The organism is Lysinibacillus sp. FSL M8-0337, from assembly GCF_038593855.1.
GTDB classification, from domain to species: Bacteria; Bacillota; Bacilli; order Bacillales_A; family Planococcaceae; genus Lysinibacillus; species Lysinibacillus sphaericus_D.
Map to the genome: position 1 here is coordinate 923,314 of NZ_CP151996.1, position 20,067 is coordinate 943,380.

Here is a 20,067-nt window from a genome sequence, read left to right on the forward strand (position 1 = left end):
TATTATTATGAAGGGTAGTAATAATTATATGAGAGTTTGTACTTTTTTCGTGAAGAAGAAAGTGAAACAAGATTTAAAGGAGATTTTTCAATGAAACTCGCAACAACGCTTACCATTTTAGCTATTGCTTTTATAGTAACAGTTATCTTGGCACCAATTAGTATTCCACTTCTTCGTCGATTGAAGTTTGGGCAAAGTATTCGTGAAGAAGGACCAAAATCGCACATGAAAAAAGCAGGTACACCAACGATGGGAGGCATTATCTTTTTAATCGCCATCATCCTTACAACAGTTGGCATTGGAAGCTTTTTAGATTTATTCACCTCACAAACCGTGGTCCTTTTACTTGTGCTCGTAGGCTTTGGCTTGATTGGCTTTTTAGATGACGGCTTGAAGGTTATCTTTAAACGCAATCTAGGGTTAACATCTATTCAAAAGTTAATAGGGCAAATTGTCATTGCAATACTTGCATACTTCTTATTACACGCAAGTTCTTTTGATACAACGTTAGCTATTCCTTTTACAGACTGGACAATTGATCTTGGTATTTTTTATGTAGCGTTTTTAATTTTCTGGTTAGTTGGTTTTTCTAATGCTGTCAACCTAACGGATGGTCTAGACGGGCTTGTGGCAGGTACAGCATCTATTGCTTTTGCGGCATTCGGTGTTATTGCACTATTCCAAGATCAAGCTGATATCGCTTTATTTACATTTGCGGTAACAGGTGCTTTGTTAGGGTTTTTACTATTCAATGCAAACCCTGCAAAGGTATTTATGGGGGATACTGGTTCACTTGCACTCGGTGGTGCATTAGCGATGGTATCTGTCTTAGTTAAAGAAGAGTTTTTACTTGTATTAGTTGGATTAGTGTTTGTGATTGAAACACTATCTGTCATTTTGCAGGTGGGTAGCTTTAAAATTCGCAAAAAACGTATTTTTAAGATGAGTCCTATCCACCATCATTTTGAATTATCAGGTTGGTCAGAATGGAAAGTTGTACTTGTCTTTTGGTCAACTGCTTTAGCAGTAGCATTGATTGCAGTCTTATCGGAGGCGTTCTAATGAGAGAGTATACAGATTTACAACATAAAAAAGTCCTTGTTTTAGGCCTAGCTAAAAGTGGTGTTGCAGCAGCGGAGATTTTACATGAGCTTGGCGCCTTTGTGACAGTCAATGATTCTAAGCCGTTTGATGAAAGTCCTGATGCACAAGGTCTATTGCAAAAAGGAATTACCGTTATTTGTGGTCGTCATCCAGAGGATTTACTGGATGAAGGCTTTGAAATAGTCGTTAAAAATCCAGGTATCCCTTACAGCAATAATATCGTAGCAGATGCGATAAAACGTGAAATTCCTGTATGGACAGAAATAGAGCTTGCCTATTTAATTAGTGATGCACCATTTATCGGTATTACAGGTTCTAATGGTAAAACGACAACGACGACATTAATATTCGAAATGCTGGAAAATGGTGCGAAGAAGCCATTAATCGCAGGTAATATTGGGACAGTAGCTTGTGGTGTGGCAAAAGAAGCACAAGAAGATAATGTCATTGTGACAGAGCTTTCGTCTTTCCAACTGATGGGCACTAAAACATTTAAACCAAAAATTTCTATATTAACAAATCTTTATGATGCACACCTTGATTATCACGGTACGTTTGATAACTATGCTGAAGCAAAATTTGGCGTAACACGCAATCAAGATGAAACAGATTATTTCATTTTCAATGCGGATCAGCCGATTGTTGTAGGCTATGCTGCAAAATCCAATGCAAAGAAAGTGCCGTTTTCTTCGAAGGGACGTACCGAGCAAGGGATTAGCGCTGATGATACAACAATCTATTGGCAAGGTGAACCGTTTATGGACAGAGCGAGTATTGCGTTGCCGGGTAAACATAATTTAGAAAATATTTTAGCGGCAGTAGCAGCTTGTATATTGATTGGCTGCGAAAAAGCTAAAATGGAAGAAGTTTTAGCTAAATTTGGAGGTGTTCGTCACCGTACCCAATTTGTCCGTGAGTGGAATGGTCGAAAAATTTACAATGATTCTAAAGCAACTAATTGTCTAGCTACGAAAAGTGCGCTAGATGCATTCCAAGCACCCGTTATTTTGCTAGCGGGTGGTTTAGACCGTGGACATTCTTTTGAAGAGTTACGACCTTGCATGGGGCATGTCAAAGGTGTAGTAGCATTCGGTGAAACGGGCTTACGCTTTGTAGAATTTGCTAAGTCTTGTGGTGTTCCACAAACGGTCATTGCTCAAAATGTAGAAGATGCGGTACATTATGCCGCACCAATGTCTGCAGAGGGAGATGTTATTTTACTATCACCTGCATGTGCAAGTTGGGATCAATATGACAGCTTTGAAATCCGCGGGGATGTTTTTATTGATGCTGTAATGAAGCTGTAATGAGCCTGTAACTATTTTAGAATATACTTGACGTGGAAGGATGGCATTACTGAGAGGGAAAGAAAGCTATTTATTGCTCGTCACAACTTTGATGCTATCAGTAATCGGCATTATTTTCGTCTATTCTGCAGGTACCTATTGGAGTGCCGTTCATTATAGTGGAAAAATGCCGTTTTATATGAAACAAAGTTTGTATTTTGGGGTAGGCATTGTCGTGTTTTTGATCACGATTCGATTAGAAATCTTGAAAGAGCAATCCTTTTGGAAGATGGCTTATCTATTTTCGTTGGTTTTACTTGTCCTTGTTCTTATACCAGGGATTGGTCTTGAGCGAAATGGTTCACAAAGTTGGATTGGTGTAGGACCATTAACAATACAACCTGCTGAACTAACGAAAATTACCGTTCTTGTTTACATGAGTCATATCTTGGCGCAACATAAAACCGGAACACCAGTAGTAAATTGGCGTCATGCCGTCATAGTAATAATACCGGTTGCACTGATTATGCTTCAGCCCGATTTTGGCTCTGTTTTTATACTCGTTGTCTCTGTTTTTTTACTGTTATTTGTGGCAGGGTATCCGTTAAAACTTTATGCAATGATTATGGTAGCGGGAGTTGCTGGATTAGTAGGATTGATTGCAACGGCACCGTATCGACTTAAACGAATTGAAGCGTTTCTTGATCCATGGGCCGACCCTTTAGTCAGTGGATTTCAGGCTGTACAATCGTTAATGGCAATTGGTCCAGCAGGGATTTTTGGACATGGCTTTGGCCAAAGTAGACAAAAGTTTTTGTATTTACCTGAACCACAAAATGATTTTATTTATGCGATTATTTTAGAAGAAATCGGTTTAGTAGGTGGACTTGTTATTTTAGCGCTGTTTGTGTTGACAATTTACGCTGGTTATAAATTTGCAGTACAGGCTAAATCAAGAACATCCTATTACGCCATTATTGGACTTGTGACAATGTTAACGGTGCAGGCATTTTTAAATATTGCAGTAGTTATCGGTTTGGTTCCTGTAACCGGTGTCACATTACCTTTTATTAGCTATGGTGGAACATCTTTAGTAACAATGTGGTTAATAATAGGTATTATTTATCAATTAGCGAAATAAATATAAAGGAGGAGTACTTTTATGGAGAAAGTAATTGATATAGAAGATCGCATACCTACGCTAAAACTGCGACGAAAAAAGCGTACAAATCGTAAATTCATAGTCCTAATATTACTTTTCTTTTTGGTGCTAGCTGTACTCCTTTATTTTCAATCTCCTTACAGTGATATTAAAAACATTACGGTGAACGGTGCTAAACTAGCTGACGAACAATATTATTTAGATGCTAGTACACTTGCACCAGGAAAGTCGATGTGGGGTTTTACGGTTAAAGATGTAGAACAGGCTATATTGAAGGACAAATGGGTGCAAGAGGTACAAGTAAAGCGTAAATGGCTGAGAGGCGTAACGATTAATATTAAGGAATGGAAAAAAGTTGCGTATCTAGCGGGTGATGGAACCTATTATCCATTATTAGAGAATGGTAAAAAATTCGAGCAAGCTGGTGACAATATCCCCATTGATGCGCCCGTTTTTATTGGCATAACGGGGGAAAAAACAATTAACAAGCTTGTAGAGCAATTAGCCCGATTAAAACCTGAAGTTTTAGCTTTAATCTCACAAGTCAATACTAACAGTAATGAGGCCAATCCTAATGCGGTCAAGCTTTATATGAATGACGGCTATGAAGTACGTGCAGTGATACCAACATTAGCTGAAAAGCTAAATTATTATCCATCCATTGTTGCGCAAATTGCAGATTTAGAAAAGGGTGTTATCGACATAGAAGTCGGCTCTTATTACCGTCCCTTTAATGATGAGTACAACAAAGTGAACATTGATATGGAGGACAACCCTGATGGAAAAGTGGCCAATCAGGAAGTGAATGAAGATGAACAACAAGAAACAGAATAGTAAAGGGAACTTCTTTACGAGGAAACAATTTGAGCTGCTCATCGTTTGCATAACAACAGGGTTTATCATCGGCTATTCTTACAACCAAGCGAAAGACAATCGCCAAACTAGCGCCATTAAATCAGAGCTATTTGAACAAGAAGATTCATATCGTGAGGAGCTCATTGAACAACAAGAGCGCAATAAAGAACTCACAGAAGAAGCCAACATGTTACAAGAAAAAATTCGGCACTATGAAAAGAAATTTGCATCAAATGAAAAGGACTCTAAGAAATTAGTTCAAGAAGCAGAAGATTTACGCTTACTATTAGGTGATTTAAATTCAGAAGGAAAGGGTATACGTATTACGCTTCAAGATGGTGATTACGATCCTAAATCTGCAAACCCTAATGATTATATCGTCCACGAAAGTCATGTTTTTAAGTTGCTAAATGAATTAAAAATTTCTGGGGCACAAGCGATTGCCATTAATGGACAACGGGTCATGGCGAATTCTTACATTAGATGTAATGGTCCTGTTATTACAATTGACGGCAAGCAACACCCAGCTCCATTTGTCATCGAGGCTATTGGGGATTCGGGGACACTCCGCGCTTCATTGAACTTAAGTGGTGGTGTAGTAGATCAATTGTTAAATGACAACATTGTGGTGTCCTTAGAAGAAAATCAAAAGTTAATGATGCCTAATGTAAAAGTAGAAAGTTAACTACAGCGATTCTATGTATGAACATGGGCTGAAAGTTATGTTAAGCCTCCTGTGGATGTCCTAGATAATGATTTGTATTTATGGAATGCAAAGTCTAAATTTGATGATATCAAGGAGTAATTGTTTGCGATGCGTCTAGGAGGGGCTATTTTGAAAAAAAATATGTACACCCGAATAACGATCGTGCTATTTATTATCGGTTTGATGATAGCGGTACAATACAATACCATTCAAAAACCAGCTGAGCGAGATACACGAGATATTTGGGCCATACGAGAGGAATTAGCAGAAGAAAAGAAAAGGCATTCCACATTATTAGCAGATATTCGCTCACTCAATGAGGTAGTGGGTCGCTATGAGCAATCTGAAAAAACTAATTTACAAGGTGTTTTAAATGAGACAGTAAATCGTTTAAAGCAACAGGCAGGTCTTACGGATATAACAGGTCCTGGGGTGATACTTCGAGTGGAGCCAGCCCCAGAATTAGTAGCAATGGGGTATGAAATAAAAGAGATTTCTCCAGACTTACTTACCCAATTACTGAATGAATTATTTAAATATGATGCTCCTAGTGTTGCAATTGATGGAAATCGTATTGTTCATACCACAGCTATTAGGGACATAAACGGGAAAACAACGGTGAACAGTGTAGCACTTTCTTCGCCGCCATTCGAAATTTATGTTGGGACAACGACATTTAAAGCAGCTCAAAAAATGTATAATTCCATTCAAGCTTCCACATTTATCGATTCATTTTATTTAGATAATTTTAATTTAGTAATAGAGGAGCCGACTGAATTGGTAACCATACCGGCATACGATCAGCCGTTGACGAATGATTATTTAACAGAAGTCAAAAAAGGAGAATAAACTATGTGGCTACCATTTCTAGGTTTGGTGTTGGGACTAGCACTAGGCTTGTTAACAAATATCCAAATCCCCTCTATTTATGAAAATTATTTGTCTATAGCAGTGCTGGCTGCTTTAGATACGTTATTTGGCGGTATACGAGCTCAATTACAGCATGTATATGACGATAAAGTATTTGTATCAGGTTTCTTTTTTAATATAGTTCTTGCGGCGGGACTGGCATTTTTAGGTGTGAATTTAGGTGTAGACTTATATTTAGCAGCCATTTTCGCTTTTGGAGTACGTTTGTTCCAAAATATAGCAATCATTAGGCGTATTTTACTAACTCGGTTAGATGAAAAACGTCACAACAAGAAGAAAACTTCCATAGAATGAGAGAAAAATTGACCAAAATACTCGATTTGCTTAGACATTATGCAAGATTTACAATAGAATGAAATTAAGAGCATTTTCAAGGAGGTGCAGCGAATTGAATCAGCAGGAATTGTATATATCACTCGATATAGGATCTTCCTCTATCAAAGTATTAATAGGTGAAATGAGCGACGGACAATTACATGTAATTGGGGTCGGTAATGTAAAATCGAATGGTGTTCGAAAAGGTGCGATTGTTGATATTGATGCAACAGTTCAGTCTATTCGAAAAGCAGTAGAACAAGCAGAGCGGATGACTGGTTATCAAATCGACGAAGTCGTTTTAGGCGTTCCAGCGAACCAGACGATGTTACAACTAGTTAAAGGTGTTGTCGCTGTAAATAGTGAAAATAGAGAAATTACAGATGATGATTTAGACAGAGTGGTAGAATCTGCACAAGTCATGTCAATACCTCCTGAACGTGAATTAGTCAACATCATTCCTAGACAGTTTATAGTAGATAATTTAGATGAAATTAAAGATCCACGAGGTATGATAGGTATTCGTCTCGAAATGGACGCGACAATGATTACGACCTCTAAAACGTTGTTACACAATGTACTTCGTTGCGTAGAGAAAGCAGGATTAAGCATTAGAGAAATATATTTACAACCACTAGCTGCTGGTTTTTTTGCATTAACGGAAGATGAGAAAAACCAAGGTACAGCATTTATTGAATTGGGTGGTGGCTCAACGACTATTGCAGTATTTGAAGAAGGGCTACTGACACATACTGGTGTTATTCCGGTAGGTGGCGATCATATTACAAAAGACATTTCAATTGTTTTAAAAACACCGACAGATCAAGCGGAGCAAATAAAACACCAATTTGGACATGCCTTTTACGATGATGCTTCAGACGATGAACTGTTTGAAGTGCCAGTTGTGGGTACAGATTCTAGGGACCAGTACAGCCAACGCTATATTTCTGAAATTATTGGTGCAAGATTAGAAGAACTATTTGAACTAGTAATTGATGAGTTAGCACGTTTAGGCGTTCGCGATTTGCCAGGCGGTGTTGTTTTAACAGGTGGTGTTGCAAAGCTAGATGGTATTGCTCAATTAGCACGCCAAATACTGCAAACGCGTGTTAGAATATATACTCCAGATTATATTGGCGTTAGAGAGCCTTCATTTACGACGGCAGTTGGACTGATTCGTTACGCCTATTTAGAAGATGATTTTTACGGAAAAGGTACGAATACGCAGCCTATTGAATATGCGGTTGTCGGTGCACAAGCGCCTGCATCTAAAAAGCAAGAATATGCTGCACCTTCAGAATCAAAAGGAAGCGTAATCGGTAGAGCAAAAAAATTATTTGATAAATTTTTTGATTAACTTGAATGCGTAATGAATGATACAGAGTCGAGTTACCGTGGGAGGAAAAAAGAATGTTAGAATTTGATACAAGTGTCGATCAACTTGCAGTTATAAAAGTCATTGGTGTGGGTGGTGGCGGTAACAACGCTGTTAACCGAATGATAGAGCATGGTGTACAAGGCGTTGACTTCATCGCTGTAAACACGGATGCACAGGCTTTAAATTTATCGAAAGCTGAAATTAAGCTACAAATCGGTACAAAGCTTACACGTGGCTTAGGAGCAGGAGCTAATCCAGAAGTAGGGAAGAAAGCGGCTGAAGAAAGCCGTGAGCAATTAGAAGAAGTATTACGCGGAGCGGATATGGTATTCGTTACAGCCGGAATGGGCGGTGGCACAGGTACTGGTGCTGCACCAGTTATCGCACAAATTGCCCGCGATTTAGGCGCTTTAACTGTTGGTGTCGTAACACGACCGTTTACTTTTGAAGGACGCAAACGACAAACACAAGCAATCGGTGGTATCGGAGGCATGAAAGAAGCCGTAGATACTTTGATTGTCATTCCAAACGACAAGCTCTTACAAATTGTCGACAAATCGACTCCGATGCTGGAAGCTTTCCGTGAAGCGGATAACGTTTTACGTCAAGGTGTACAAGGTATTTCGGATTTAATTGCAACACCAGGTCTTATCAACCTAGACTTTGCGGACGTAAAAACAATTATGTCTAACAAAGGTTCTGCGTTAATGGGTATTGGTATTGCGACAGGTGAAAATCGTGCAGCAGAAGCTGCTAAAAAAGCAATTTCAAGTCCATTACTTGAATCATCTATTGATGGCGCTAAAGGTGTACTGATGAACATTACAGGTGGTTCGAACCTTAGCTTATTTGAAGTACAAGAAGCGGCAGATATTGTGGCATCGGCTTCAGATGAAGAAGTGAATATGATTTTCGGTTCGGTTATTAATGAAAATTTAAAAGACGAAATCATTGTTACGGTGATTGCAACAGGCTTCTCTGAAGAGGCATTACAACAACACAGAGGAAATGTGCGTCCGAGCATTAATAATAATCGACAAGCTGCTCCACAACAACAAGCGCCTATTCGTGAGCAACGTCAAGAAGTTCATGTACAACAAGAACAACCGCGTCAAAATCATCAAAATTATGCACAAGATGATATGTTAGAAGTCCCTGCATTTTTACGTAACCGCAAAAATCGTGGATAATCAAAACTCGTATTTTACATCATGTAAAATACGAGTTTTTTAAGTGCCAGTCACGCAAACAATTCTGAATTGTTTGCGTGACTGGCACTTTTTGTGTAAGGAAACGATGTTTTTTGTCAAAACATTTTTAGGAAATCATGCGATTGTTTGACAATATTTGTAGCGCTGGCATGCTAACTTTGTAAGTAGGAGGCGGCTGTTATGTATGGAGAATGGCTGGTGCTCATTAATACGCTTTATAATCTAGCAATACTGACGTTTACAGCAAAAGTTACAGGCGTTTTTGTAAAGAATACGAGATTATTAATGAGTTCAATAATTAGTAGTTTAATAGCTGTAATTGGTGGTCAAACGCTGCTTACGATTGTGCTAAGTTTCATTGTACTAATCGGTCTAGCCTTTCGCTTTAAGCTTCGAAGCTTTCAAAAGCAAGGACCGATTGTCCTGACAGCTACGATTGTTATCGGTGGACTGTTAACAGCATTACAACCGTATTTAAAGAATCTTTCTGTCATGCATTTTATTGTGATTTGCTTATTGCTCGCAGTTGGTAATTTAATCATTTTTTATAAGCAATGGGGCTTTGTTAAGCTGGAGAGAGTAAGTGGACAATTTGTATTTCAAACAATCTTGAAGGTTTTTGACAAAGAAATTCCACTTTCGGCATTTGTAGATACAGGCAATCAATGTATCGAGCCGTTATCGGGAAAACCTGTCCATTTTGTTTCCTATGCAGCGCTACGGCCTTATTTACCAGTGACAATTCGTGAAGCATTAATGCAGTGGCAAGAAACAGATCCTTACGATGTATCAATGTTTTCAGTAGATTATCAGCGTCTTATTCGATTTATTCATGTTAATACTGTACAGCAACAAACAGTAGTTTTAGGTTTTCGCTTTGATGAATGGCATATAAAAGGGGAGTCATCACAAGTGAAAACAAATGAATATATCGTGTTAACGAAAAAAGCTAAAAATTTTCCACATAGCACAGCAGCAATTTTACATTTTTCAGCGCTTTCAAATAACTCATAGAGGGGGAGAACTATTGCTTCTTAGGCTACTTGCTAGCTTGAAAAAATTATGGGGTAAGTTTCGGAGTCGTGAAACGTACTATATAGGGGGAAATGATTCATTGCCAGTGCCACTAAGTCGAGAAGAAGAAGTCACAGTCATTGCATCCTTTATGAACGGAGATTTACGAGCTAGAGATACACTTATTGAACGTAATTTACGTCTTGTTGTTTATATTGCTAGACGTTTTGATAATACGGGTACGCCGATTGAAGATTTAATTAGTATTGGTTCGATTGGCTTAATAAAGGCGATTGAAACGTTCAATACAGATAAAAATATTAAGCTTGCCACGTACGCATCACGTTGTATTGAAAATGAAATTTTGATGCATTTACGTAAAACGAGTCGCATGAAGGGTGAAGTTTCACTAGATGAGCCACTAAATTCTGATGCTGACGGAAATGAATTACTATTGTCTGATATTTTAGGCACAGAGGAACATATTATTTTAGATAATGTTGAAAAGAAAATTGAACGTCAACATATGTTCCATGCCATTAATTTATTAGGTGCACGTGAAAGATATATTATGGAATGTCGGTTCGGTTTAAACGGTAAAATTGAAATGACACAAAAAGAAGTAGCCGATCATTTAGGTATTTCGCAATCATATATTTCTAGGCTAGAAAAGAAAATTATTCAAGATTTACGAGAAAATTTAAATCAGCCAATTTCTTAGATAGGGAAATTTATCCTACCTAAAATTGGTCATGCTTTTTCTGCATATTCTCGATTCTGTCGGACAAACTGATGTAACGGTTTAGTCAGAGAATAACATCCGGAGGAATCGAATATGCGAACAAAAGTAGATCTTTGCGGCTTAGATACATCGACTTTGCCAATTTTAAAGCACGAAGAAATGAAGGAACTCTTCATTCGATTACAAGCAGGAGAAACTGAGATTCGGGAAGAGCTTGTAATGTGCAATTTAAGGTTAGTGCTAAGTATTGTCGGACGATTTGCCTATAGGGGTGAACAGGCAGATGATTTATTTCAGGTAGGCTGTATTGGCCTCATGAAAGCCATTGATCATTTCGATTTAAAGCATAATGTAAGATTTTCAACATATGCTGTACCAATGATCATTGGTGAAATTCGTCGCCATCTGCGTGATCATCATGCACTACGTGTTTCTCGTTCTCTTAGAGATATTGCGTATAAGGCGATGCAGGCAAAAGAACAATGGATAACCGATAATTTGCGAGAACCAACGATTGAAGAAATTGCTGAAATGATTGACATGAAAAAGGAAGATGTATTATTTGCTTTAGATGCCATTCAAGACCCAGTTTCATTACAAGAGCCTATTTATGCAGACGGTGGAGACGCTGTTTATATGATGGACCAATTACGTGATGATGATGTATCGGAAGATCAATGGGTTGCCTACGTGTCGGTGAAGGAAAGCTTGCAAAAATTAGATGTACGTCAGCAAATGATTGTAGCAAAGCGTTTTTATTATGGTGAGACACAAACTGAAATTGCCAAAGAATTAGGGATTTCCCAAGCGCAAATTTCACGTCTTGAAAAAAATGCCATTGAAACGATGCAGAAAGATTATAAGTGAGTAGACAATGCGCACCCGAAACTTTCGGTGCGCATTTTATCTTCATTGTATAAGTCCAATATAAAAATAAAACGATGGTACATGTCATAGATTTTATTAAAGCTAATAAAGAACAATAATGTGAGGATGTTGCTTTGTGTAGCAGCAAGTTAGCATGTAACAATGCAAGTTGTAGCTTAAATAAAAAAGACACTGGTATGAGTGGTATTGATTTACTAGGAGGGATACAAATGCGTTTCTCAATGTTACAGCAAAAAGAAGTAATAGAAGCAGGCAATGGACGTTTTTTAGGCTTTGTCGTAGATGCAGAGGTATCGAAAGAAACTGGCTATGTAACTGCGTTTATGATTGCGGAGCCGAGAAAGTATCTAGGTTTTTTTAGAGGAGAAGAGTCGATTAGAAAAGTCCATATGAAGGATGTTCTTGTTGTAGGAAAGGATGTCATTCTAGTAAAGGCATTATCGTAGAATCATAGCATCTGTGTGGCTTGCTTCTATTTTTTGAACAGTAAGACTGTAGCCCCTCATGTCGTTTAAGCAACGTGAATGTATCAGTATTAATAGGTCAGGCTATTCATTGATAAATCAAGAGTTGCTTGTTACAATAAAGGAAACTAAGTTGTAAAGTTGGGAAAAACAGTGACGAAGATCTTAACAAATTTAGACAAAATTAATAGTCAAATACAAGCAGCACAACAACGCTCAAATCGTGAAGCAACTAACGTACAAATTATTGCTGTAACGAAAGAGGTTTCCGTTGAACGAACACAAGAAGCAATTGATGCAGGGCTTATACATTTAGGTGAAAATCGTCCTGAGGGCTTAAAGCAAAAAATTGAAGCCATTCAAGCAAATGTACACTGGCATTATATTGGATCATTACAAACTCGAAAAGTAAAACAAGTTATTAATGAAATTGATTACTTACATTCATTAGATCGTTTAAGTTTAGCTGAAGAGATTGAAAAAAGAGCAACAAAACCTGTAAAATGTTTTGTACAAGTTAATGTGTCAGGTGAACAATCAAAGCATGGTTTAACGATTGATGACGCAGTTACATTTATTGAATCTTTACAAAACTTTACGAAAATTCAAGTTGTAGGTCTAATGACAATGGCACCAAATACAGAGGACGAAACAATTATTCGCTCTGTTTTTAAGCAATTAAAACAATGTCAACAGCAAATAGCCGAACGAGGATTCGCACACGCGCCTTGTACCGAGTTATCAATGGGCATGTCTAATGACTTTGAAATAGCGGTAGAGGAAGGAGCTACATTCGTTCGAGTCGGAACGGCTCTTGTTGGAAATGAAAGAGGGGAACAGGATGAGCATGAAAAATAAAATTAAAAACTTCTTTTATCTTGAAGAAGAATTAGAAGAAGAAATCACGCAAGCTCCTATTCAACAGCAACAACCCGTACAGCAACAACCGATTCATGCAGCTAAACCTAAAAAGGTCATTAAGGAACGTAAAGCACAGATTCATGAAATTGTACCGCAAAGTACAGCTGCCAATAATAATATTGTCAGTTTACAAGCAGCTATGAATACAAAGGGTGCGAAAGTTGTATTAGTAGAACCGAGAGTTTATGCAGAGGCACAAGATATCGCAGAAAACTTAAAGAACAAACGTGCAACGATTGTTAATCTACAACGTATCGAACGAGAACAAGGTATAAGAATCATCGACTTTTTAAGTGGTACAGTCTATGCACTTGGTGGAGACATTCAACGTATAGGCAAAGATATTTTCTTATGCACACCAGATAATGTAGAAGTGTCTGGCGAAATTTCCAATTTTATTTTAGACGATAATTAATAGCGAGGATTGTAGTTTATATGACTTTATATATCATTTTGCATTATGTGGATTTAGCATTTACTGTGTATTCATTTATGCTAGTTGCATATGTTTTAATGTCTTGGGTACCTGCTGCTCAAAGTTCAGCAATTGGCCGTTTTTTAGAAAAAGTATGTGAGCCGTATTTAGGGATTTTCAGAAAATTTATTCCAACTATTGGTATGATTGATATTTCTCCGATTGTAGCAATATTTATGTTGAATTTTATTAAAAACGGACTTTTTATTGTAATTCAAAAAATATTCTTTATGTTTTAGTCAAAATCCTCACAGTTGGTGGGGATTTTTTGTGTAAAGGGGAAATACTAGGCTTAAAAAAGTAGTAGTTTCTAATGAATGAACAAATGGATGAGGTAGATGAGGTGAACGATAGATGGAGCATTTAATACAACATTTTAGGAAGGACGAGCAACCCTTTATTGAGCAAGTAGTAAGCTGGCAGCGCGAGGTGGAAGATCGTTATGCCCCTAAACTTACTGATTTTTTAGACCCAAGACAGCGTTTTATTGTAGCATCTGTTATTGGGCAAAACAATGTGCTCCATACAACAAGTGATGGTCTATTTCATGAGGCAGAACGTCAGCGCATGCTTATTTTCCCAACATATTTTGAGCCCCAGAAGGAAGATTATCAGTTGAAAGTCTTTACTATTCACTATCCTGCAAGGTTTGTGCAATTACGTCATCCCGATGTACTCGGTGCCCTTTTATCACTGGGCCTTGATCGTGCCAAATTCGGGGATATTCGTGTCAATGAACAACAAGTACAGTTTGTCGTAGCGGAAGAGGTGGCAGATTATGTACGCCTTCATTTAACGGGGATTGGGAAAGTAAAAGTACATGTCGAATCAATGAAAGAGTTCCAAGCACTTATCGAAAATGAAGAGGACTGGCAGGAGGAGTCACATACGGTGTCTTCTATGCGTTTAGATGTCATTATTGCGACGGTATTAAAGGTTTCACGTCAAAAAGCTCAAGCACTTATTATAGGAAAAAAAGTACGAGTAAACTGGACTGAACGAGATACAGTTGCTTTTGAGTGTCAAGAAGGTGATATTTTGTCCATACGTGGAAGTGGTCGAGTGAAAATAATAATGACTGAAGGCCGAACAAAGAAAGATAAAATCCGTTTACAAATCGGTCGATTGACCCAAAAAGGCTAAAAAACATGTAATTTCCATTTATTTTTACTGCTAAGTTGTTAGAACAATTGTATAATAAGAATTACGAATGTACATGTAAAGGAGAGAAGGATCGTATGCCATTATCACCTATTGATATACATAATAAGGAGTTTACAAAATCTTTCAGAGGTTATGCTGAAGATGAAGTAAATGAATTTTTAGATCAAATCATTAAAGATTATGAAAAATTACTGCGTGAAAAAAAAGAAGTCGATAAGCAATTAGAAATGGCTTTAGAGCAAGCGAGACATTTTAATTCTTTAGAGGAAACATTACAAAAATCTATAGTGGTTGCCCAAGAGGCGGCTGATGAAGTACGCAGAAATTCGCAAAAAGAAGCAAAGCTTATTGTGAAGGAAGCAGAAAAAAATGCTGATCGCATCGTCAATGAGGCATTAACGAAAGCACGTAAAGTAACAATCGAGATAGATGAACTGAAAAAACAATCAAAGGTTTTCCGCAATCGTTTTAAAATGCTTGTAGAAGCACAGTTAGATTTACTGAATGCAGATGATTGGGATCATTTATTGCAGTATGATATTGATTTAACCGAAATTCAGTCTTCTGTTGAGGAAGCGCAAGAGTCAGAAGAAATGTAAATAAGGCTTTTACTTAAATGTGAAGGTATCATGTGATGAATATGACTTGACGCAATTCGTGGATTTCCATATACTATTGTAATAGTAAATAAAATAAGCACTTATATGCATAGAGGCAGAGACGAAGACAGTATTTGTTAGGCGTTGACAAGCGATTTGGGGATAGTGGGAGCCCATACAAGCAAATAACAAAGAAAATCACTTCTGAGCTAAATAACTGAACGGCTAGTAAGTTATTTCGGAGCGCACAACGTTAACGTGCTTTCAAGCGGTAGTATATTATGTACTACAACTAGGGTGGTACCGCGAGTTCAAGCTTCTCGTCCCTTACAGGGATTGAGAGGCTTTTTTGTTGTTACTGTTTTGACTTTGGGGCAACATTCGCAGGACATTCGAAATAGCATCGTTTTAAAAAAAAGCGCAAGTCGTGTTGCATTCACTTTGCTGAGGCTTTGAAGAAGCTGCATGCCATGAATGCTAAGCAGTTGTTCTCTGTTTGCGAAAAATAAAGGAGGAATTACAAATGGTGGAGTATAAAGAAACCTTATTAATGCCGAAAACGGATTTTCCTATGCGTGGGAACTTACCAGCAAATGAACCAAAAATGCAAGAAAAATGGAATGAGATGGACATCAATAAATTACAAATGGAGCGTACAGCTGGTCGCCCAGAGTATGTGTTACATGATGGCCCTCCATATGCAAATGGTGATATTCATATTGGCCATGCGTTAAATAAAGTGATAAAAGATATGATTACACGCCATCGCTCCATGACTGGCTATCATGTCAATTATATTCCAGGTTGGGATACACATGGTTTACCAATTGAACAAGCTTTAACAAACAAAGGTGTTAAACGTAAAGAAATGTCCATTGCAGATTTCCGTGAGCTTTGTGAAAAATATGCTTATGAGCAAATTGACAATCAGCGTGCACAATTCCGCCGTCTAGGCATTCGTGGCGATTGGGAAAACCCATATATTACGTTAAAACCAGAATTTGAAGCGCGCCAAATTGAAGTATTCGGTAAAATGGCGGAAAAAGGCTATATTTATAAAGGTTTAAAACCAGTATATTGGTCGCCTTCATCTGAGTCTGCATTAGCGGAAGCAGAAATTGAATATAAAGATGTTAAATCAGCTTCTATTTATGTCAGCTTTGCTATTAAAGACGCAAAAGGTGTTGTGCCAGCCGATGCGAAATTTATTATTTGGACGACTACACCTTGGACACTACCTGCAAACTTAGGGATTTCGTTAAATCCAGAGTTTATCTATGTGGTTGTGGCGGTAGCAGATAAAAAATTCATTATTGCGAAAGAATTGTTAGAAACAGTTGCAAAAGAGCTTGAATGGGAAACGTACGAAGTTGTGCAAGAAGTAAAAGGGGAAGCATTAGATCGTCTTGTAGCACAACATCCATTTTACGACCGTGAATCGCTTGTGATGGTCGGGGAACATGTTTCTGCTGAAGCAGGTACAGGTTGTGTTCATACAGCTCCAGGACATGGTGAAGATGACTATCAAATTGGGAAAGCTTATGGTTTACCTATTCTTAGTCCAGTGGATAACAGCGGTTGTTATACAGACGAAGCACCAGGTTTTGAAGGTGTCTTCTACAATGATGCAAACAAGATGGTTACTGCCAAATTAGAAGAAGTTGGCGCACTTGAAAAATTAAGCTTCTTTACGCACTCATATCCACATGACTGGCGTACGAAAAAACCAGTTATTTATCGTGCTACACCACAATGGTTTGCGTCTATCGATGCCTTCCGTGATGAATTATTAGCAGCGGTTAAATCGACGACATTCACACCTGCTTGGGGTGAAACACGTCTTTATAATATGATCCGTGATCGTGGCGATTGGGTTATTTCTCGTCAACGTGCATGGGGCGTACCAATTCCAATTTTCTATGCTGAAAATGGTGAACCAATCATTACACCAGAAACAATTGCGCATATTTCTGCTTTATTCCGTGAGCATGGTTCAAATATTTGGTTCCAAATGACAGCGAAAGAATTATTGCCAGACGGCTTTACACATCCAGGTAGCCCGAATGGTGAGTTTACGAAAGAAAATGATATTATGGACGTTTGGTTTGACTCAGGTTCATCTCACCAAGGTGTGCTAGTCGAACGTGGACTGAAATATCCAGCAGATCTTTACTTAGAAGGTTCTGACCAACACCGTGGATGGTTTAACTCTTCGTTAATTACATCTGTGGCGATTAATGGCTATGCGCCTTATAAAGGCTTATTAACGCATGGTTTCGTTCTTGATGGCGATGGTCGCAAAATGAGTAAGTCACTAGGAAACGTTATTATCCCTCAAAAGGTAATGGACCAATATGGTGCTGATATTTTACGTCTATGGGTAGCATCTGTAGATTATACGGCTGATGTGCGTATTTCTATGGATATGTTAAAACAAGTGTCTGAAGTGTACCGTAAAATCCGTAATACATTCCGTTTCTTACACGGTAATGTAGCTGATTTCAATCCACAAAAAGATCGTGTAGCCTATGCAGATTTACGCGAAATGGATCAATACATTTATATGCGTTTACAAGATGTCTTAAAAATGGTGCGTGCTGCTTACGACCGCTATGATTTTGCGGCTGTCTACCATGCGGTGAATAACTTTGTTGCTGTAGAATTATCTTCTTTCTACTTAGACATCGCAAAAGACGTTGTTTATATTGAAGGGCATGACAATAAAGACCGTCGTGCAATGCAAACAGTCATGTATGATACATTAATGACATTAGTAACAGTCATGACACCAATTATTCCACATACAACGGATGAGGTTTGGTCTTACTTACATGCACAAGGTGTTGTAGAAGAGGTGTCAGTGCAATTAACTGATTTCCCATCAGTAGATGAGCAAGTAAACTTTGATGAGCTTCGTGGCAAATGGGCAGCGATTATCGAAGTGCGTGATGATATTCTAAAAGCATTAGAAGAAGCGCGTAATGCTAAAACAATCGGTAAGTCTCTTGAAGCGAAAATAACAGTTTATGCTAACCCAGAAGTGTTAACATTATTGCATGATGCAAACATTGATTTTGCGCAACTTTCTATCGTTTCTGCTTTTGAGGTAGCAGCAATTGAATCAGCTCCTGCTGAAGCGTTAGCGTTAGAACATGTTTCTATTGTTGTTGAAAAAGCAACAGGCGAAAAATGTGAGCGTTGCTGGTCAATTTCTGCAACAGTTGGAACAAATGAAGCACATCCAACAGTGTGTGCTCGTTGTGCCGAAGTTATTGAAAAATATTATGTATAAAAATTAATGAACAATGAGCAGCTCGATGATTTTAGATCGGCTGCTCATTTTTTTGAATGCGTGGAAAATGTTGAACATACCGATCCAAATTAAGAACATAGTGGAAAGTAGACCATAAATGGGAGGTAAGCGAGGATGTCTAGATGAATAGGTTTTAGGATACAAACATGCAAAAGTAATCTTTATTTAAACAATATTTCGATTGTGTTTCGGTAATCCGTTGGAGATATTCCTACATATTTTTTAAATGTAAGGCTGTAATAATTGGGTGTATTAAAGCCAGAGCTTGCTGCGATTTTTTCAATGGTGTAGTCAAATTTCCGCAAGTATGGGAGTGTTTTGATTATGCGTGTATACGCTACATAATCGACAAAATTACGACCCGTTTCTTTTTTAAATAATCGGCTAAAGTGAGTAGGACTAAAATTAATAGATTTTGCTACATCGCTAATAACTAGCTGTTCATCGTAATGCTCCTCAATGTAGTGAATAGCCTTTTGTAGCTGTTCATGCTTCGTTAAATCCTCATAAAATCGTATATGAATATTATCGACTGGTGGCTTTCTACGTGCTTTTCTAGCTTGACTATAGGATTCTTTGACTTGCATAGATTGCAAAAAAACACCACCAATGCCCATAAAAAGATGGATACTATAATCGTTTTTCAATTGCTCGATCACTGTCAGTAAAGTAGTGACGCCCTCTTCCCAATGTTTAAAGGATGTATACGTTATAGGAATCCGCATGAGCAGTAATAAATAACGCTCGAAATTTAAAAAGGACAACGGTGCTTTATCGGCAAAGTGTTGACGAAAAACATTTGTAATTACACTACTAGCATCATAAGGAATCGGTCGGTTGTGCTGAATATCTACGTAGCCTTGAATTAAGAAAACGATATTGGGAATACAGTCAGTTGATAAAAAGGAAGAGGCTTGTACAATTTCCTGTTCATTGTTGATTTCTCCCCGTATTAAGCGTCTCAAAAACGCTTCGCGAAACGGCGATGTATGATCTTGAGGAAATTGTTGCGAAAGTTCAAGCATCGTGACTGTACTTGCTTGCTGTTCTTTATAGGAAGTATAAAGCTTTTTTACAATTCGTAAAAACTTTTGTTTGTGCAACGGTTTTATTAGAAGCGCTTGTAAATTTAATTCAATGGCAATACCAGCCGAGTAAGCTAGGTGTACTGCAACAATCGGGACAATTATACTGTTAGGATAATGTTTCTTTAAACGATTGACCTTAATCCAATCAAATAATCCCCTAATTTCATAGACGAATATAACTACTTCATGTGCACTTGGTTGTGTACATTCAGTAAATGTGTTAGGGAGGAATTCTTCTAACCACCCTAGCATTTGCTGTTTTTCAATTGAATTCTCAACGTACCATACGACGCCTAAAATACTAAACAGCCCCTTTCTAAAGTCAAAAAATATAATGAAGGTTACTAGAAATATTTTAACTTAAAATAGCAATATTTTGTACTAATACAGCAAAATATTGTACCTATATTATTGGAAAAATAGAATAGAATAGTTGTAGCGAATAATAATTT

Annotated in this window: 20 protein-coding genes and 1 other annotated feature; of the genes, 19 read left to right on the plus strand and 1 reads right to left on the minus strand. The window is 37.8% G+C overall.

Going from position 1 to position 20,067, the window contains the following annotated elements:
• Positions 1-90: 90 nt before the first annotated feature.
• The 19 genes from mraY (at position 91) to ileS (ending at position 18,506) form a co-directional block, all read left to right on the plus strand.
• The gene (gene mraY / locus MKY08_RS04175) at positions 91-1,062 is read left to right on the plus strand and encodes a phospho-N-acetylmuramoyl-pentapeptide-transferase (protein WP_024362143.1); all 972 of its coding nucleotides are present in this window, start codon (positions 91-93) and stop codon (positions 1,060-1,062) included.
• Positions 1,062-2,411: a UDP-N-acetylmuramoyl-L-alanine--D-glutamate ligase gene (gene murD, locus MKY08_RS04180; RefSeq protein WP_069510261.1), complete on the plus strand. Its 1,350-nt coding sequence runs from the start codon at positions 1,062-1,064 to the stop codon at positions 2,409-2,411. Before mraY ends, murD begins: the two co-directional genes overlap by 1 nt.
• Before the next feature lie 40 nt (positions 2,412-2,451).
• Positions 2,452-3,531, plus strand: a complete 1,080-nt coding sequence (ftsW, locus tag MKY08_RS04185) for a putative lipid II flippase FtsW (RefSeq protein ID WP_069510258.1) — start codon at positions 2,452-2,454, stop codon at positions 3,529-3,531.
• A gap of 21 nt (positions 3,532-3,552) precedes the next feature.
• The gene (locus MKY08_RS04190) at positions 3,553-4,386 is read left to right on the plus strand and encodes an FtsQ-type POTRA domain-containing protein (RefSeq protein ID WP_069510256.1); all 834 of its coding nucleotides are present in this window, start codon (positions 3,553-3,555) and stop codon (positions 4,384-4,386) included.
• On the plus strand, positions 4,364-5,092 hold the full coding sequence (locus MKY08_RS04195; protein ID WP_069510254.1) for a DUF881 domain-containing protein: 729 nt from the start codon (positions 4,364-4,366) through the stop codon (positions 5,090-5,092). Before MKY08_RS04190 ends, MKY08_RS04195 begins: the two co-directional genes overlap by 23 nt.
• Positions 5,093-5,242: 150 nt before the next feature.
• Entirely contained in the window at positions 5,243-5,962 is a 720-nt protein-coding gene (locus tag MKY08_RS04200; protein WP_069510252.1) for a DUF881 domain-containing protein, read from the plus strand.
• Positions 5,963-5,965: 3 nt separating this feature from the next.
• Positions 5,966-6,337, plus strand: a complete 372-nt coding sequence (locus MKY08_RS04205) for a small basic family protein (RefSeq protein ID WP_069510250.1) — start codon at positions 5,966-5,968, stop codon at positions 6,335-6,337.
• 94 nt (positions 6,338-6,431) lie between these two features.
• A complete protein-coding gene (ftsA, locus tag MKY08_RS04210) occupies positions 6,432-7,715 on the plus strand; it encodes a cell division protein FtsA (RefSeq protein WP_024362136.1) in 1,284 nt (427 codons plus the stop codon).
• A 53-nt stretch (positions 7,716-7,768) separates the two neighbouring features.
• Positions 7,769-8,926, plus strand: coding sequence for a cell division protein FtsZ (gene ftsZ / locus MKY08_RS04215; RefSeq protein WP_069510249.1), 1,158 nt, complete (start codon positions 7,769-7,771; stop codon positions 8,924-8,926).
• Positions 8,927-9,127: 201 nt separating this feature from the next.
• Positions 9,128-9,961, plus strand: coding sequence for a sigma-E processing peptidase SpoIIGA (locus MKY08_RS04220; protein ID WP_069510247.1), 834 nt, complete (start codon positions 9,128-9,130; stop codon positions 9,959-9,961).
• 13 nt (positions 9,962-9,974) lie between these two features.
• Positions 9,975-10,682, plus strand: coding sequence for an RNA polymerase sporulation sigma factor SigE (sigE, locus tag MKY08_RS04225; protein ID WP_024362133.1), 708 nt, complete (start codon positions 9,975-9,977; stop codon positions 10,680-10,682).
• Positions 10,683-10,796: 114 nt separating this feature from the next.
• Positions 10,797-11,570: an RNA polymerase sporulation sigma factor SigG gene (sigG, locus tag MKY08_RS04230; protein WP_024362132.1), complete on the plus strand. Its 774-nt coding sequence runs from the start codon at positions 10,797-10,799 to the stop codon at positions 11,568-11,570.
• 230 nt (positions 11,571-11,800) lie between these two features.
• Positions 11,801-12,037: a YlmC/YmxH family sporulation protein gene (locus tag MKY08_RS04235; RefSeq protein ID WP_024362131.1), complete on the plus strand. Its 237-nt coding sequence runs from the start codon at positions 11,801-11,803 to the stop codon at positions 12,035-12,037.
• A gap of 171 nt (positions 12,038-12,208) precedes the next feature.
• The gene (locus MKY08_RS04240) at positions 12,209-12,913 is read left to right on the plus strand and encodes a YggS family pyridoxal phosphate-dependent enzyme (RefSeq protein WP_081327910.1); all 705 of its coding nucleotides are present in this window, start codon (positions 12,209-12,211) and stop codon (positions 12,911-12,913) included.
• Entirely contained in the window at positions 12,897-13,391 is a 495-nt protein-coding gene (locus MKY08_RS04245; protein ID WP_069510245.1) for a cell division protein SepF, read from the plus strand. The genes MKY08_RS04240 and MKY08_RS04245 overlap by 17 nt, the downstream gene beginning before the upstream one ends.
• A gap of 20 nt (positions 13,392-13,411) precedes the next feature.
• Positions 13,412-13,690, plus strand: coding sequence for a YggT family protein (locus MKY08_RS04250; protein ID WP_024362128.1), 279 nt, complete (start codon positions 13,412-13,414; stop codon positions 13,688-13,690).
• Positions 13,691-13,805: 115 nt separating this feature from the next.
• The gene (locus MKY08_RS04255; protein ID WP_069510243.1) at positions 13,806-14,594 is read left to right on the plus strand and encodes an RNA-binding protein; all 789 of its coding nucleotides are present in this window, start codon (positions 13,806-13,808) and stop codon (positions 14,592-14,594) included.
• 95 nt (positions 14,595-14,689) lie between these two features.
• Positions 14,690-15,214 (plus strand): DivIVA domain-containing protein, encoded by a 525-nt coding sequence (locus tag MKY08_RS04260; RefSeq protein WP_024362126.1) that lies wholly within the window; start codon positions 14,690-14,692, stop codon positions 15,212-15,214.
• A 109-nt stretch (positions 15,215-15,323) separates the two neighbouring features.
• Positions 15,324-15,545: a binding site (T-box leader), on the plus strand.
• A 192-nt stretch (positions 15,546-15,737) separates the two neighbouring features.
• Positions 15,738-18,506 (plus strand): isoleucine--tRNA ligase, encoded by a 2,769-nt coding sequence (ileS, locus tag MKY08_RS04265; protein WP_069510241.1) that lies wholly within the window; start codon positions 15,738-15,740, stop codon positions 18,504-18,506.
• A gap of 182 nt (positions 18,507-18,688) precedes the next feature.
• Here the strand turns inward: ileS and MKY08_RS04270 are convergent, their stop codons facing one another.
• The gene (locus MKY08_RS04270; RefSeq protein WP_069510240.1) at positions 18,689-19,867 is read right to left on the minus strand and encodes an AraC family transcriptional regulator; all 1,179 of its coding nucleotides are present in this window, start codon (positions 19,865-19,867) and stop codon (positions 18,689-18,691) included.
• Positions 19,868-20,067: the final 200 nt, after the last annotated feature.